Origin of the sequence: Mesorhizobium sp. M0496 (assembly GCF_040321205.1) — a bacterium.
Lineage (GTDB): Bacteria > Pseudomonadota > Alphaproteobacteria > Rhizobiales > Rhizobiaceae > Mesorhizobium.
Genome location: NZ_JAMYRC010000005.1, coordinates 147,649 through 162,300, shown reverse-complemented (window position 1 = coordinate 162,300; position 14,652 = coordinate 147,649). Strand labels below are relative to the sequence as shown.

The 14,652-nt window shown below is 63.1% G+C and carries 13 protein-coding genes; 2 read left to right on the top strand and 11 right to left on the bottom strand.

What is annotated here, in order from left to right:
- Positions 1–165: 165 nt before the first annotated feature.
- Positions 166–1,188 (top strand): LacI family DNA-binding transcriptional regulator, encoded by a 1,023-nt coding sequence (locus NKI73_RS07785; RefSeq protein ID WP_023761199.1) that lies wholly within the window; start codon positions 166–168, stop codon positions 1,186–1,188.
- A gap of 170 nt (positions 1,189–1,358) precedes the next feature.
- A complete protein-coding gene (locus tag NKI73_RS07780; protein WP_352628284.1) occupies positions 1,359–2,705 on the top strand; it encodes an NAD(P)/FAD-dependent oxidoreductase in 1,347 nt (448 codons plus the stop codon).
- Between the two features lie 43 nt (positions 2,706–2,748).
- Here NKI73_RS07780 and NKI73_RS07775 read toward each other — a convergent pair whose 3' ends face one another.
- The 11 genes from NKI73_RS07775 to NKI73_RS07725 all read right to left on the bottom strand — a co-directional run bounded on the left by NKI73_RS07775 (position 2,749) and on the right by NKI73_RS07725 (position 14,648).
- On the bottom strand, positions 2,749–4,182 hold the full coding sequence (locus NKI73_RS07775; RefSeq protein ID WP_352628282.1) for a S8 family serine peptidase: 1,434 nt from the start codon (positions 4,180–4,182) through the stop codon (positions 2,749–2,751).
- Complete coding sequence (locus NKI73_RS07770) at positions 4,172–4,840, bottom strand: anti-sigma factor (protein WP_352628279.1); 669 nt, start codon at positions 4,838–4,840, stop codon at positions 4,172–4,174. Before NKI73_RS07770 ends, NKI73_RS07775 begins: the two co-directional genes overlap by 11 nt.
- Positions 4,837–5,403 (bottom strand): sigma-70 family RNA polymerase sigma factor, encoded by a 567-nt coding sequence (locus tag NKI73_RS07765; protein ID WP_352628277.1) that lies wholly within the window; start codon positions 5,401–5,403, stop codon positions 4,837–4,839. The genes NKI73_RS07770 and NKI73_RS07765 overlap by 4 nt, the downstream gene beginning before the upstream one ends.
- Positions 5,404–5,741: 338 nt before the next feature.
- Positions 5,742–6,581: an alkaline phosphatase family protein gene (locus NKI73_RS07760; protein ID WP_352628275.1), complete on the bottom strand. Its 840-nt coding sequence runs from the start codon at positions 6,579–6,581 to the stop codon at positions 5,742–5,744.
- 60 nt (positions 6,582–6,641) lie between these two features.
- Positions 6,642–8,312, bottom strand: a complete 1,671-nt coding sequence (locus NKI73_RS07755; protein ID WP_352628273.1) for an ABC transporter ATP-binding protein — start codon at positions 8,310–8,312, stop codon at positions 6,642–6,644.
- The gene (locus tag NKI73_RS07750) at positions 8,312–9,136 is read right to left on the bottom strand and encodes an ABC transporter permease (protein WP_352628271.1); all 825 of its coding nucleotides are present in this window, start codon (positions 9,134–9,136) and stop codon (positions 8,312–8,314) included. The genes NKI73_RS07755 and NKI73_RS07750 overlap by 1 nt, the downstream gene beginning before the upstream one ends.
- Positions 9,137–9,145: 9 nt before the next feature.
- On the bottom strand, positions 9,146–10,105 hold the full coding sequence (locus tag NKI73_RS07745) for an ABC transporter permease (RefSeq protein WP_352628270.1): 960 nt from the start codon (positions 10,103–10,105) through the stop codon (positions 9,146–9,148).
- Positions 10,106–10,121: 16 nt separating this feature from the next.
- On the bottom strand, positions 10,122–11,708 hold the full coding sequence (locus NKI73_RS07740; RefSeq protein ID WP_352628268.1) for an ABC transporter substrate-binding protein: 1,587 nt from the start codon (positions 11,706–11,708) through the stop codon (positions 10,122–10,124).
- A gap of 154 nt (positions 11,709–11,862) precedes the next feature.
- Entirely contained in the window at positions 11,863–13,848 is a 1,986-nt protein-coding gene (locus tag NKI73_RS07735; RefSeq protein ID WP_352628267.1) for a CocE/NonD family hydrolase, read from the bottom strand.
- Between the two features lie 78 nt (positions 13,849–13,926).
- On the bottom strand, positions 13,927–14,340 hold the full coding sequence (locus NKI73_RS07730) for a type II toxin-antitoxin system MqsA family antitoxin (protein ID WP_352603250.1): 414 nt from the start codon (positions 14,338–14,340) through the stop codon (positions 13,927–13,929).
- A gap of 2 nt (positions 14,341–14,342) precedes the next feature.
- A complete protein-coding gene (locus NKI73_RS07725; protein ID WP_352628266.1) occupies positions 14,343–14,648 on the bottom strand; it encodes a type II toxin-antitoxin system MqsR family toxin in 306 nt (101 codons plus the stop codon).
- Positions 14,649–14,652: the final 4 nt, after the last annotated feature.

Below are 14,652 nucleotides of genomic sequence, written 5' to 3'. Positions count from 1 at the left end.
TGCGGCCTGAAAAGTGCGCTGCAACATGCTTTTATGGCAATGCAGCAGCAATTTTTGTTTTAAACACGTCTGAAGCACGCTTATGGTCCGTTGTCGAATGGCCCAAGCCCGAGGCACTTGGGTCGATTCAATTTAAAAGCGCTTTGAGGGAGATGGAGAGTTTTTGTGAACCTCAAGCAGCTTGCCCATATGCTGGCACTGTCGCAGACTACGGTAAGCCGCGCGCTGAATGGCTATCCTGAGGTCAACGAGGAAACGCGAAGGCGTGTCATGGACGCCGCCAAGCGCCACGGCTACCGCCCCAATCCCAGCGCGCGCCGGCTGGCGACCGGCAAGACCGGGATGATCGGCTATGTCCTGCCGACCGGTGCATCCGTCGACATCGATCCGCACTTCGTCGAGTTCCTGTCCGGCCTTGGCGATTATGCACGCTCGCACGAGCTCGATCTGGTGCTGTCGCCGGCCGACGCCGACGATCAGGAGACGACCTACCGGCGCATCGTCGCCAACCGCCAGGTCGACGCCGTCTACATCTCCTCGCCGAGGCCCGCCGACCGGCGCGTGGCGCTGGTCAACACGCTCGGCATACCATTCATCGTTCATGGCCGCAGTGAGGGCTTCGATTTCGACTATGCCTTTACCGACATCGACAATGAGGGCGCCTTCCGCGAGGCGGCGAGGCTGCTGATCCAGCTCGGCCACCGGCGGCTGGCGCTGATCAATGGCGACAACCGCGAGACCTTTGCCATCCATCGCGAACGCGGCGTGCGCCGGGCGCTGGCCGCGAGCGGACTGGAACTGGACGAACGCCATGTCTGCTCGGTGGTCATGACCGAAGAGAACGGCTATCGCGCCACCAGGCGTTTGCTGGAAGAGGGCGATGCGCCGACGGCGATCGCCTGCTCCAGCCTGATCATGGCGCTGGGCGTCGTGCGTGCGGTGCGCGACCTCGGCTTGAGCATTCCGGGCGACGTGTCGCTGATCGCCCATGACGACGTCTTCCCCTGGTTGCGGCCGGAGAATTTTTCGGTGCCGCTGTCGACGACGCGTTCATCGATCCGTCTTGCCGGCGCGCGCGTCGCCGAGCGGCTGGCGGCACGGATTTCGGGGCTGGAAGAGGGCGCCCGCGGCGAGGTCTGGCCTGTCGACTTGGTGGTCCGAGGATCCGTCGCCGGCGCGCCTGGCTAGGGATCAAACCCGATCGCTCCGAAAGGCCGAGTTCGCCCCCTGCGGACGTCGCCGGAAGATCGATTGCATCTCGTGGGACAACGGTCTGCCTGCGCCTGCTCTTGATTTGGCTTTTAGAGGGTGACAACCAGTAAACCAGAGTCATCGACCAGCACTCCTGGATGCGCCACTTGCCCAAATTCCCGTTCTCCGAGATGGATCCAATCCAACATCCTGGCCCACCGCCGAAGACTTCGGAGGTGGTCATTGTCGGTGGCGGTATCATCGGCGTGACGACAGGTCTTTTCCTTGCGAAACGGAACATTCCGGTGACGCTGCTGGAAAAGGGACGCGTTGCGGCCGAACAGTCCTCCCGAAATTGGGGATGGATTCGAAAGCAGGGACGAGACGCGGATGAGCTGCCGATCGTTGTCGAGGCTTGTCGCCTATGGCGGCAGCTGGCCGAGGAATGCGGCGAAGACATCGGGCTGAACCAGACAGGTGTGACGTACCTGGCGAACTCGGACAAAGACATGGCCGGCTTCGAAGAGTTCATGAAGATCGCCGCGATCCATGCGCTCGACACGCGCCTCCTGGACACGGACGAAACCGCGAAACTCATCAAAGGCATGTCGCGCAAGTTCAAGGGCGCGATGACGACGCCCTCCGACATGCGCGCGGAGCCCTGGCTGGCGGTGCCTGCACTTGCTCGGCTTGCCGTCCGAAATGGCGTCAAAATCGTAGAGAATTGCGCAGCGCGAACCCTCGAAATCTCAGCTGGCAAGATCAGAGGAGTGTGGACCGAGGCGGGATACATCGAGACCTCCAGCGTACTCGTCGCGGGCGGCGCCTGGTCATCCCTGTTCCTGAGAAGACACGGCGTGTCCATCCCCCAACTCAGCGTCAGGGTAACCGTAGCCGCAACGGAGCCCATGCCTGAAATCTATGCAGGTGCGGCAGCTGACGAAGACATCGCTTTCAGGCGCCGACAGGATGGCGGATACACGCTCGCTCCGGGAGGCAGTAATTTGCTCTACATGGGGCCTGACGCATTCCGGCACGCCACCAAGTATCTTCCCGCCCTCATGGCCAATCCGCTCGGAACCCGCTATTTTCCGTTCGCTCCATCGGGTTATCCTGATAGCTGGTCGACGCCGCGCGATTGGGCACCGGATACACAGAGTCCTTTCGAGAGAATGCGGGTGCTCAACCCAGCCGCTGAACGCTCCGGCCTCCGTTCGATAGAGCGCAATTTCAGGCGCCTTTTTCCACAGTTCGAAACAGTTCGCCTAAAGGCAGGCTGGGGCGGCATGATTGACGCCATGCCCGACGTCGTCCCCGTCGTGGATCACGCGCGGGCAGTCGGCGGTCTTTTCGTCGCGACGGGAATGAGCGGTCACGGTTTTGGCATCGGGCCTGGAATCGGCCGCGTCATTTCCGACATGATTCAGGGAAACGAGACTGGGCATGACCTCAGCCGCTTTCGGCTGTCGCGCTTCTATGATGGAAGCGCCCTTCGGTTGGGTCCGGCCCTGTAGCAAAAGGGTTGCGCCAAGCCATCGTTCATCGCCATGCCCAGGATCACTCCTTGGCCGCCCCTGCCGCCTTGATATCCAGCAGCCCATAGCCGAAATCATTGTCGCGTCCCTTGGGGCCGAGATCCCTGGCCGTCGCCGCGAGCGCCTTCTCGATGTCGTCGGCTGAGCGATCGGGCGCGGCATGGATGAGATTGGCGATGGCGCCGCTCACGATTGCCGCCGCGAACGAGGTGCCGGTGACCACATCCGAGCCGGCGCCACTCGGCGCCACCATCTCGACCCCGGGTGCCGAGATGAAGACATAGGCGCCGCGATTGGCCTGCGGCATCAGCCCATCCTTGGCATCGGTTGCGGTCACCGCGATGACGCCGTCGAAGGCGGCCGGATAACCATAGGGTGCTTTCGGCCCGTTGTTGCCAGCGGCGGCGACCAGCACCATGCCCAGCGCGCGGGCATTGCGGCAGGCGACACCGAGCAGGTCGTTCTTCGGCCCGACGAAGCTCATGTTGATGATGCGAACGTCCTGGTCCGCCGCCCAGTCGAGCGCCGCCAGGATGACATCCATGGTCGACTTGCCGCCCTCGAAGGCACGGGCGTGGTAGATCCTGGCGCCCGGCGCCATGCCCTCCAGCGCGCCGACACCGGCGATCAGGCCGTCGATCGACGTGCCGTGATCGCGCTTTTCGATCGGCACGTCGGGCATGGCGTCGAACTGCCCCGCAATGACGCCTGCCAGCGCCGGGTTGGTGTCGTCGATGCCGGTGTCGATCACCGCGATGCGGACGTTTTCGCCGCTGGCCTGCTTGGCATCGAGCGCAATGCGGTCGAAGGCATAGTTTACGATGCTGGCGGCCTGCTGCAGCGAATACACATGGTTGGGCTCGCGCCGCTGGGTGCGGCCGTCGGCGGCGAGTTGCGCCAGCACGACGCCGACGGGCCGGCCGTCGGGAATCCCAAAACGCACCAGCGTGCTGCCAAGCAGCCGCGACTGGCGCTGCGAGCGCACCTGGAGGCCGAAGGAAGCGGCGATCTGCTGCACGGCCCCGGCATCGCCGTCGACCGTCACCAGCACCTCGTCCGGCACGAAATCGCCGACCACCGCGCGCGGCGGCTGAACGGCGACGAGATCGGTCGGAGAGACGATCGGGCCGCCAGGCGGAGGGCGGGCTTGAGTATCGGCAGGCGGCGCCGCTGGCGCCGGCCGTGGCCTCGGCACTGGCGTCGCCGCCGGGTTGGGAAACAGGTCGACGATTAGCGTCGGCAGGAAGACAGCGCCGGATTGGCCTGTGTCCGATCCGCTCTTTGTGTCACTGCCACCCTTGGCGCAGTCGGCTCCCGCCGCGTTGGTCCCGTTGCGGCAGTCGGTTTTCGTCTGGTCTGGATTGGGGTCGTTGGTCTGCGCTGACGCGGGCACAGCGGCGATTGTCATCGCGGCCGCGAGGATTGTCACAAATCGAATGACCGCCTCAGCCGCCATCAACCGGTTTCCTTCCCTCGATCACAGTCTCCGTAAAAGGCTGGGCGGCAATAAGGCCGATTTGCCTGGTGTAGTCGGCAGCGGTCGTAGCGGGAATGCCAAGCCGGAAGACGCCGTCGGCGGTCGGCCCACCGATTATCTTCAGCCCGTTGTTGCCGAGGAAGGCGGAAATGTCCGACATCCTTACATCCGGCTTGAACTTGACCAGGGCGAACGGCATTTTCGCTAGATCGTCTTGCGCGCCGGCAATCTCGAAATCATTGCCCTTGCCGCCGGGCTCGACAAACGACTGCACCATGACCAGGGCCAGCAGAACCGCGGCCGCGGCCCAGGCGACGCCGACCGGTACCGCCATGAAGCGGCCCCAGGCCTGCGCCAGCCAGGACGATCCTGCCGGCGCTCGCGCCGGTCCGGCCTCGGCATCGAGCGCCCTGGCGAAGCGGCTCAGCGCGTCGGCCGGCGGACGGATCGCTTCGTTGGCAGCCGCCGTGCCGGAGAATTCGGCTTCGGCCTCACCAAGGGCGGCAAGTGCCGCCGGATCGCTGGCCAGCCATTCCTCGACGGCTTCCAGGTCCGAACCTTCCAGCGAGCCGTTCAGATAGAACGGCAGCAGCATTTCCATTTCGTCGCGGCGCGACATTTTTTCAGCGGCGCTCATGGCCACCCCCTGTCGTAACCGGCGGCCTTGAGGGCCTCACCGAGTTTCTTGCGGGCGTAAAACATCCGGGTCTTGACGGTCGCGACCGGAATGTCGAGCACCTCGCCGATCTCGTTCACCGACTGTCCATGATAATAGGCAAGATCGATCACCACGCGGTGCTCTTCCGGCAAGGCGTCGACGAAGCGGCGCAGGGCGGCAGCCTTGTCCTCCTTCATGGTGACGACTTCCGGCGTGTCGGCACTGTCAGGCACCGCGGCGGCGGCCTCGTCGTCGATCCAGGCTTCCTTCTTCTTGCGCAGCAAGGACAGCGCCTTGAAACGGGCGATGCCGAGCAGCCATGTCGAGACTTCGGAGCGCCCTTCGAAGCCTGGCGCCTGGCGCCATAGCTCGAGGAACACTTCGTTGGCGATATCGTCAGCCATCATCTCCGATCCCGTCTGGCGCGCCACGAAGCGGTAGACCCGCGCGTGGTGACGCATGAACAGGAGCCGCACGGCGGCACGGTCGCCCTTCGCGACCCGGTCGACAAGCGCGCGATCGGTCTCCGTCGCTGCCGTCATGGCCGGTCGAGCCGCCTGGCTCCTGTCTGCTCTGTCGCTGATCGGCCCAAAAAGGTTCATCCTCCGCCAAGGAATTTTTGGGAGGCTAACCGAAGTCATTAGGTGTTGCCAGAGGCAGGATCTTCCCTTCTCCCCTTGTGGGGTGAGCAGCCGGTTCGCGAAGCGAATTCATCGTGCCAATGGCACGATGAAAGGCCGGCGAACGCCGGGACGCGGCGAAGCAGCGGGGACCCGGCGGGGCGGATCGTCCACCGCCCGAGCCCTTCGCAGGCTCAGGGGGCGTTCGAAGCTCGAAAAGCCAAGAAAATTGGCTTTTCGTCTGCTGCGCGAACCGCTTCTCACCCCAAAAACGGCTTCGCCTTCATCGTCTCCGGCACGGGAACACCCAGCCGGCTCAGCACTGTCGGCGCAAGCTGCAGCTGGTCGAGCAGCGTATCGGCCTGCGGCCCCTCGCCGGGGCCGAAATAATACAGCGCGAAATCCTGCATCTCATCGTCATGGCCGCCATGATGACCACGGTCGGTCTGGCCATGGTCGGCGGTGACCATCACCTCATAGCCGGCTTCGATCCAGCGTGGCAGGAAGGCAGCCAGCATGCCGTCCATCGCATAGACGGCATGGTCCATCTCGTGGCAATCATGGCCGAAGCGGTGGCCCATCGAATCCAGCGTGCAGGTGTGCAGGATGCCGTAGTCGATGCCGTGGCGTTTGGTCAGCATGGTCAGCGTCGCGAACAGGTCGACATCGCTTGGCGTCATCTGGTTGCGGGCATTGTAACCGGTCATGGTGTGGAAGCGGCCATGCGTGATCGGCCCGCTCGGCTCGTCGAATTCCATGTCCTCGACCAGGTCGAACGGATAGGCCCGGAAGAACTCGGACCAATACGAATGGGTCACAGCACCCGTCTTGCCGCCGGCCTTGCTGACTTCGGAGAAGATGTCGGGCTGCGCCACGCGGAACCGGTTCTCGTTGGAGAGGATGCCGTGCACCTGGGGCGAAACGCCGGTATGGATCGAGGCATAGCAGCAAGCCGAGGTCGACGGCAGCACGGAGCGCATCTTCCAGACCCGCGCCTCGCCCGATTGCACCCAGCCTTCGAGATTGCCCATCAGCCGGCGCCAGTTCCTGTAGGGCACGCCGTCGAGGATGATCAGCAACAGTTTTGTCGCGAGCGCCATGGGCGACTCCGGAAGGCTTTGTTGTTGAAGGATGGTTTCGCGGCTTATGCCACGAATTCCCTAGTTCCCCGCGCTGGCCATGCGCCGTCCCTTGATCGCCTTTTCCAGCCAGCCGATCTCCATTTCCGGAACCGAAGAGAGGAGAAGATCGGTATAGGCGTCGAAGGGTGGACTCAGCACCTTGCTCTTCGGACCGTAGCGCACCACCTCGCCGCGATACATCACCGCGATCGAGTCGGCGATCGACTTCACCGTCGCCAGGTCATGCGTGATGAAGAGGTAGGCGACGTTCTCCTCCTTCTGCAGCTCAAGCAGCAGCTCGAGGATGCCGTGTGCCACCAGCGGATCGAGTGCTGAAGTCACCTCGTCGCAGATGATCAGCTTGGGTTTGGCGGCAAGTGAGCGAGCGATGCAGACGCGCTGTTTCTGGCCGCCGGAAAGCTCGGCCGGGTAGCGGTCGGAAAAGCCCTTGCCCATCTCGATCTTGTCGAGCAGTTCGGCGACGCGTTTGTCGCGCTCGCGGCCGCGTATGCCGAAATAGAACTCCAGCGGCCGGCCGATGATGGTGCCGACGGTCTGACGCGGGTTCATCGCCACGTCGGCCATCTGGTAGATCATCTGCAACTGCCGCAGATCCTCCTTCGGCCGGTCGGCCAGCCGGTTTGCCAGCGGACGCCCATCGAAGGTGACAGTGCCTTCTTCTGGCGGCAGCAAACCGGTGATGGCGCGCGCCAGTGTCGACTTCCCGGAGCCGGACTCGCCGACGACCGCCAGCGTCTGGCCCGGATAGATGTCGACCGAGACGTTCTTCAGCACCTTGATGTGGCTGCGGCCATAGGCGGCGGTGACGTTCTTCACCGACAGGAATGGCGACGTGCCGGGCTTCTGTTCGGCATGCTCGATCTCATGCACCGACACCAGCGCGTTGGTGTACTCCTGGCGTGGCTCCTTGATGATCTGCCTTGTGCCGCCCCATTCGACCAGCCTTCCATGACGCAGCACCATGATTTCGTCGGAAACCTGGGCGACGACAGCGAGGTCATGCGTGATGTAGAGCGCCGCCACATGGGTATCGCGGATGGCGTCCTTGATAGCCGCCAGCACGTCGATCTGGGTCGTCACATCGAGCGCCGTGGTCGGCTCGTCGAAGACGATCAGGTCCGGCTCGGAGCACAGCGCCATCGCCGTCATCACGCGCTGCAGCTGGCCGCCCGAGACTTGGTGCGGAAAGCGTTCGCCGATGGTTTCGGGGTTCGGCAGGCTGAGCTTCTTGAACAGTGCGACGGCACGCTTTTCAGCCTCGGCGCGCGTCGCAGTGCCGTGCAGCAGCGTGGCTTCGACCACCTGGTCCATCAGTCGGTGCGCCGGGTTGAAGGCCGCTGCGGCCGACTGCGCGACATAGCAGACCTCGCGGCCGCGCAGCTTGCGGAAGCCGTCCTTGCCGCCTTTGAGGATGTCGCGGCCGTTCAGGATGACCTCACCGCCGGTGATGCGCACACCACCGCGTCCATAGCCCATCGACGACAGGCCGATGGTCGACTTGCCGGCGCCGGATTCGCCGATCAGCCCAAGCACCTTGCCCTTCTCGAGTGTCAGCGAGACATCGTGCACCAGCACGATGTTCTTGGGCGGTTCGCCCGGCGGGAAGACAGTCGCCTCGATGCGCAGATTGCGGATGTCGAGCAGCAGGCCTGACTTTGGTTGCCCGGGCTTCGCTTTGCTGTCGGCCATCACCCGCGTCCTCCCTTGAGGCTTGTCGTCCGGTTGAGCACCCAGTCTGCGACCAGGTTGACGGAAATCGCCAGCAGGGCGATCGCCGCCGCCGGGATGAGTGCGGCCGCGATGCCGAAGACGATGCCGTCCTTGTTTTCCTTGACCATGCCGCCCCAGTCGGCGTCCGGCGGCTGTACGCCAAGGCCGAGGAATGACAGCGTCGACAGGAACAGCACGGCGTAGATGAAGCGCAGGCCGAGTTCCGAAACCAACGGCGACAATGCGTTGGGCAGAATCTCGCGGAAGATGATCCAGGCGCTGCCCTCACCGCGCAGTTTCGCCGCCTCGACATAGTCCATGACGTTGATGTCGACGGCGACCGCGCGCGACAGGCGGTAGACGCGGGTCGAGTCGAGAATGCCCATCACCAGGATCAGCGTCACCAGGTTGGTCGGCAGCACGGAGAGCACGACCAAGCCCATGATCAGCGTCGGAATCGACATCAGCAGATCGACGAGGCGCGACAGCAGCGTATCGAACCAGCCGCCGAAGACCGCCGCCGAGAAGCCGAGGATGGCGCCGAGCGAGAACGACAGCGCGGTGGCGAGCACCGCGATGAACAGGGTGATGCGGGCGCCGTAGATCATGCGCGACAGGAGATCGCGGCCGAGATTGTCGGTCCCAAGCAAATGGCTAGCCGACATCGGTTCCCATACGTCGCCGACGATTTCGCCATTGCCGTGCGGTGCGATCCACGGTGCGACGACCGCCGCCAGCACGAACAGTGCCGTCAGGATTATGCCGATCAGGGCAGGGATGGGGATGCGTTTAATATCGAGCATATCCGCCCCTTATTTTGGATGTCTGAGACGCGGATTGGCGACGATCGCCGCTATGTCCGCAATGATGTTCAGGCTGATGTAGACAGCGGCGAAGATCAGTCCGACCGCCTGCACCACCGGCACGTCGCGTTTGGTGACGTGGTCGACCAGATATTGTCCCATACCCGGATAGACGAAGATCACTTCGACCACGACGACGCCGACGATCAGGTAGGCTAGGTTGAGCATGACGACGTTGATGATCGGCGCGATGGCATTGGGGAAGGCATGCTTGCGGATGACGTTGAAGGCCGACAGGCCTTTCAGTTCCGCCGTCTCGACATAGGCCGACTGCATGACGTTGAGGATCGCCGCACGCGTCATGCGCATCATGTGGGCGAGCACGACCAGCGTCAGCGCCGTCGCCGGCAAGGCGATCGCCTGCATGCGTTCGCCGAACGGCATGCCGTCATAGACGGTCGAGATGCCGGGGAATATCTGCCATTTCACGGCGAAGAAATAGACGAGCACATAGCCGATGAAGAACTCGGGAAAGGAGGTCGAGGCGAGCGCCAGTCCGGAGATCAGCTTGTCGACCCAGCCATTGCGGTAGCGCACCGCGATCAGGCCGAGGATGATCGCCAGCGGCACGGCGACGATCGCCGCCCAGAAGGCGAGGAACAGCGTGTTCCACAGCCGGCCCTTGATCGACGTTGCGATATCCTGCCCGCTCGACATGGCCGTGCCAAGATCGCCGGTCAGCACGCCGCCCAGCCAATGGAAATATCTGATATAGGCTGGCTGGTTGAGCCCGAGCTGTTCGCGCAGATTGGCGAGCGATTCCGGTGTCGCCGATTGCCCGAGAATGGCTTGCGCGACATCGCCGGGCAGGATCTGGGTGCCGGCGAAGATCAGGACCGAAACGGCCAACAAGAGGAGAATGCCCAGCGCAACGCGCTGGGCCACCAGTTTCAAGATGGGTGAGGACATCTCCGCAAGGCCAGGCTCAGGCTTCGAGCCAGCACTTCGCCAGCGCGTAGCCGTTCATCAGCTCCTGATGCGGATCGTCGATCCAGCCGCCGACCTTGGCGCCGGTCGCGTCGATGAACTGGTTGAACATCGGCAGGATCAGGCCGCCCTCGTCGCGTACCATGACAGCCATGTCGTGGTACATCTGCTTGCGCTTGGTCTCGTCGAGTTCGGCGCGCGCCGCCAGCACCATCTTGTCGAAGTCCGGACGCTTGAAACGCGTGTCGTTCCAGTCGGCGGTCGACAGATAAGCGGTGGAATACATCTGGTCCTGGGTCGAGCGGCCGCCCCAGTAGGAAGCGCAGAAGGGCTGCTTGTTCCAGACCTCGTTCCAGTAGCCGTCGCCGGGCTCACGCTTGAGCTCGATCTTGATGCCGGCCTTGGCCGCGCTCTGCTGGAAGAGCTGGGAAGCGTCGACGGCGCCGGGGAAGGCAACGTCCGAGGTGCGCAGCAGAACGGCGCCGTCATGGCCCGACTTCTTGTAGTGGAACTTCGCCTTGTCGGGATCGTACTTGCGCTGCTCGATCTCGGTAAACAGCGGATAGGACGCGTTGATCGGGAAGTCGTTGCCGAGGGAGCCGTAGCCGCGCAGGATCTTGTCCAGCATCTCCTCGCGGTCGATGGCCAGCTTGAGCGCCATGCGCAGATCGTTGTTGTCGAACGGCGCCGTGTTGCAATGCATGATGAACACGTAGTGGCCGGGACCGGCGTGATTGCGGATGGTGACGCCCGGCAGGCGCTTGATCAGGTCGACGATCTTCGGCTCGACGCGGTTGATCATGTTGACCTGGCCACCCTGCAGGGCCGCGGTACGCGCCGTCGCGTCGTTGATGACAATGACCTCGATCTGGTCGGCATGGCCCATCTTGTCGCCTTGCCAGTAATTGGCGAAGCGCTCGGCGCCATGGCGCACGCCAGGCTCGTTGGTCTTGACCACGTAAGGGCCGGCTGAGATGCCGGCGTCTGGCTTGTCCTTGCCGCCGTTCGGCTGGACGATCAGGTGATAGTCGCTAAGCAGATAGGGAAGGTCGGCGTTCGCCTCCTTCAGCGTCAGCACCACTTCCTTGCCGCTGGCCTTGATGGTTTCGATGCCCTTCATGTAGCCGAGCGCGCCGGACTTCGACTTTTCGTCCGAATGGCGCTCCAGCGTGGCGGCAACGTCTTCGGCGGTCACGGTCTTGCCGTTGTGGAATTCGACGCCGTCACGGATCTTCAGCGTCCACACCTTGGCGTCGTCCGACGAGCCGATCTCCTCGGCGATGCGGTTCTCGAGCTTGCCCTCCGGCGAAAGCTCGACGATCATTTCGCCCCAGCACTTGCCGAAGGCGAACGGCACCTGCGTCATCATCAGTGCCGGATCGAGGCTGTTGGTGGATTCACCGCCGACCAGGCCGGCCTTAAGCGTGCCGCCCTTGACAGGGCCGGCCGCGCGAGCCGCACTTGAAAGCAGCGAGTTGGCGAAGGGGGCGGTGACGCCGAGCGCTGCCGCCCGACCGAGAAAATCACGACGGCTCAGTTTGCCCGACGCGACACGCCGGCTAAGAAATTCCAGTTCGTTCGACATTTTGAGTTCCTCACTCTGTTGGTTCGACTCTGCGGTCGTTTTTCTTGTTTCTTGTGAGGAGAATAATGACCGCAAGGGAAAGCGGTAAGCAAGACCGAATGCGACATGCCGTGGCGTAAATCGTACGTCGCAATTGGATCAATGAAATCGGCGCTCAAAGAAGCGCGCGTGGCACCTTCTCCTCGAAATTGCGCTCGAAAACGAGCTCTTCGCCCTCATAGGCTTCGATTTTGGCGCTGACGATGAAGTTTTGCGCGTCCGATCGCATTTCTGCCGATGTCTCGGTGCGTACCGACCATCCATTTCGCGACAGGGTCTGCGTCCAGCGCGTCTTCCCCGAGGCCGACAGCGGATCGTCGGGGTGGATCGTCCAGGTCTCGCGGGCGATGCTGCCATTGGCCAGGCCATGGGCGAGATCGCGAACCTCGCCGAAATCATCTGTTATGGAAAGCGTGACAATTCCGGTCTTCTCGTCGCGATCGACATGGCGCTCGGAACTGGTGGCGCGGATCGTTTCGGTTGCCCAGGGGGTGGCACCTTCCGGCGAGGCGAACGTTACTTCGTCGCCTGTCGCCAGCGGCCGTAGCGGCAAGCTGAGCGTCGCCGCCGACAAGGTGAGCTGTACCGGCTCCGGCGACGGCCAGATCATCGGCCAATAGGTGTTCGAAACGGCAACACGCAAGCGGTGGCCGGCCGGCACGCGGTAGGCGCATTGATCGAGCACGACGCGTGCCGACACGGTTTCGCCCGGCACCAGCGCTTCCGGAAATTCGTGCGAGTTGCGATGCGTCAGGTTGAGCACGCCATAGGAGATCAACTCCGAGGCGCCGTCGGGATGCACGTCGCAAAGTCGGACAGCGATGTTGGCTTGGCGCCGGTCGGAGGACAGCCGCACCTCGACTTCCGGCGCGCCGACAATGTCGATCGTCTCGCCGAGTTCCGGCTGGTCGAAACACACCGACACCGCATCGTCCGGGCGCTGGTCGCCGGGCAGTTCCGGGCCGAAAGTGAAGGGAAAATACTCGCCGCCGGCCAGGCCGCAGCTTTGCGGCGAGGCAACGATGGCAGGCCTGCTACCATCAGCGATAAGCTCAATCGATTGCGTCTTGATGTTGGACGACGGCCATTGCTGCTCCGCAACCCAGCGGCCCGGCCGCTCGGGATGCCAGCGCGCCGGACGCACGCTGTCCATGACATAGGCGCGGTAGGCGGGGTCGGCCTCGACGCCTGTGTCGATATCCTTCAGCCATCGGTCCCACCAGCGCAACGCCTCCTGCAGGAAGCCGATGGCGGGCTTAGGCCCGGCGTAATGCGGGTATTTGTGGATCCACGGCCCGATGATGCCCTTGACCGGAGCTTTGATGTTGCTGGCCAGATGCGAGACGGTGTTGCGGTAGCCGTCATGCCAGCCACCGATCGACAGCACCGCGGCCTTGACGGCGGAAAAATCCTCGCAGATCGAGCCGCGCTTCCAGTAGGCGTCGCGGTGCTGGTGCTTCAGCCACAGCGGCGCCAGGAAGGACTGGTTCTCCAGTCGGGTCAGCCACAGGTCGCGCCATCTGTTGTCGCCGGCCAAAAGAGGATCCGGCGGCCGCGACGAGTAGGACAGCATGGTCGAGGCCCAGCCGAAATTCTCGATCAGCAGGCAGCCGCCCTTGTAGTGGATGTCGTCGGCATAGCGGTCGACGGTCGAACACAGGCTGATCACCGCCTTCAGCGCCGGCGGCTGCTTGGCCGCGACCTGCAGGCAGTTGAAGCCGCCCCAGGAAATGCCCATCATGCCGACATTGCCGTTGCACCAGGGCTGGCTTGCCGCCCAGGCGATGACGTCGCAGGCATCCTGCAATTCCTGCTCGGAATACTCGTCGTCCATCAACCCTTCGGAATCGCCATTGCCGCGCATGTCGACGCGGATCGAGGCGTAGCCGTGGCCGGCGAAATACGGATGCGTCAGCTGATCGCGGAAGATGGTGCCGTCGCGCTTGCGGTAGGGCAGATGCTCGAGGATCGCCGGCACCGGATCGTCGCCGGCATCTTCCGGCATCCAGACCCGCGCCGACAGCCGGCAGCCATCCGGCATGACGATCCCCATATCCGGAAATTCGACGACCTTGCGGGGAAATTCGGTGACTGTTTTCATGGCTGCATAACGCCCCGCGACGCGGCGACTTTCAATCGCCATTCGCGACTGGAGCAGCGAAAAATGCGACCTGTGCCGCTACCGCAATTCATCCAGCAGTTCGGGATGTTTTTCCAGCAGCGTCATCAATTGAATGGTCGGGCCACTCGGCTCGATCAGGCCCCTTTCATACTTGTCGAAAGCATTCTCGCCGACTTTGAACAGAGATCCTGCCTCGCGCTGCGACAGATTGAGCTTTGTGCGCATGCGGCGGATGGTTGCCGGGGCCGGCACACCATCGATCTTCTCCTTGAGGGCGCGGAGCGCGGCGTCGACGGCAGCCATGTCATCTCCGACATGCACACCCTCGTCACCGGATGCTGGATAGTAACCCGGAAGGTCGACAATTATGCTCTCGCCCTTGTACGCTACGGTGAATGGACGCACTTCACGCGTGAGCGTTTCCCCGGTTTCGGGGGAAATCATGGTCCGATTTTCTTCTCTTGTCGCCATGATCATTTCTCCTTGAACGACATGACCGTGAACTCAGTCACGACATCCGCTTGGAATTTCACGTAGAGGATCAGGTCGCGCACCGGCACGTGATAGACATCCTGCCAGACCCGATGATCCGCAAAGGTCGTCATGGACTTCACGAACATTTTTCGCGTCATGCCGCCGATCACCTCGACCACACCGGCACGGTCGAAGCCAAGACCGGTGGCATCCCGCAGAGCGGATGTCGTGATCGCCAGCGTATCGACAGACCCGAACGTCGTCTTGATGGCATCAAGATCGTAGGTGGGCCTGCGTTTCTCCATGACA

Excerpts from the sequence above, each read along its gene's own strand:
- NKI73_RS07775 (WP_352628282.1), bottom strand. The coding sequence starts at position 4,182 with ATGGCGGCTGAGGCGGTCATTCGATTTGTGACAATCCTCGCGGCCGCG.
- NKI73_RS07770 (WP_352628279.1), bottom strand. The coding sequence starts at position 4,840 with ATGAGCGCCGCTGAAAAAATGTCGCGCCGCGACGAAATGGAAATGCTG.
- NKI73_RS07765 (WP_352628277.1), bottom strand. The coding sequence starts at position 5,403 with ATGACGGCAGCGACGGAGACCGATCGCGCGCTTGTCGACCGGGTCGCG.
- NKI73_RS07760 (WP_352628275.1), bottom strand. The coding sequence starts at position 6,581 with ATGGCGCTCGCGACAAAACTGTTGCTGATCATCCTCGACGGCGTGCCC.
- NKI73_RS07755 (WP_352628273.1), bottom strand. The coding sequence starts at position 8,312 with ATGGCCGACAGCAAAGCGAAGCCCGGGCAACCAAAGTCAGGCCTGCTG.
- NKI73_RS07750 (WP_352628271.1), bottom strand. The coding sequence starts at position 9,136 with ATGCTCGATATTAAACGCATCCCCATCCCTGCCCTGATCGGCATAATC.
- NKI73_RS07745 (WP_352628270.1), bottom strand. The coding sequence starts at position 10,105 with ATGTCCTCACCCATCTTGAAACTGGTGGCCCAGCGCGTTGCGCTGGGC.
- NKI73_RS07740 (WP_352628268.1), bottom strand. The coding sequence starts at position 11,708 with ATGTCGAACGAACTGGAATTTCTTAGCCGGCGTGTCGCGTCGGGCAAA.
- NKI73_RS07735 (WP_352628267.1), bottom strand. The coding sequence starts at position 13,848 with ATGAAAACAGTCACCGAATTTCCCCGCAAGGTCGTCGAATTTCCGGAT.
- NKI73_RS07730 (WP_352603250.1), bottom strand. The coding sequence starts at position 14,340 with ATGGCGACAAGAGAAGAAAATCGGACCATGATTTCCCCCGAAACCGGG.
- NKI73_RS07725 (WP_352628266.1), bottom strand. The coding sequence starts at position 14,648 with ATGGAGAAACGCAGGCCCACCTACGATCTTGATGCCATCAAGACGACG.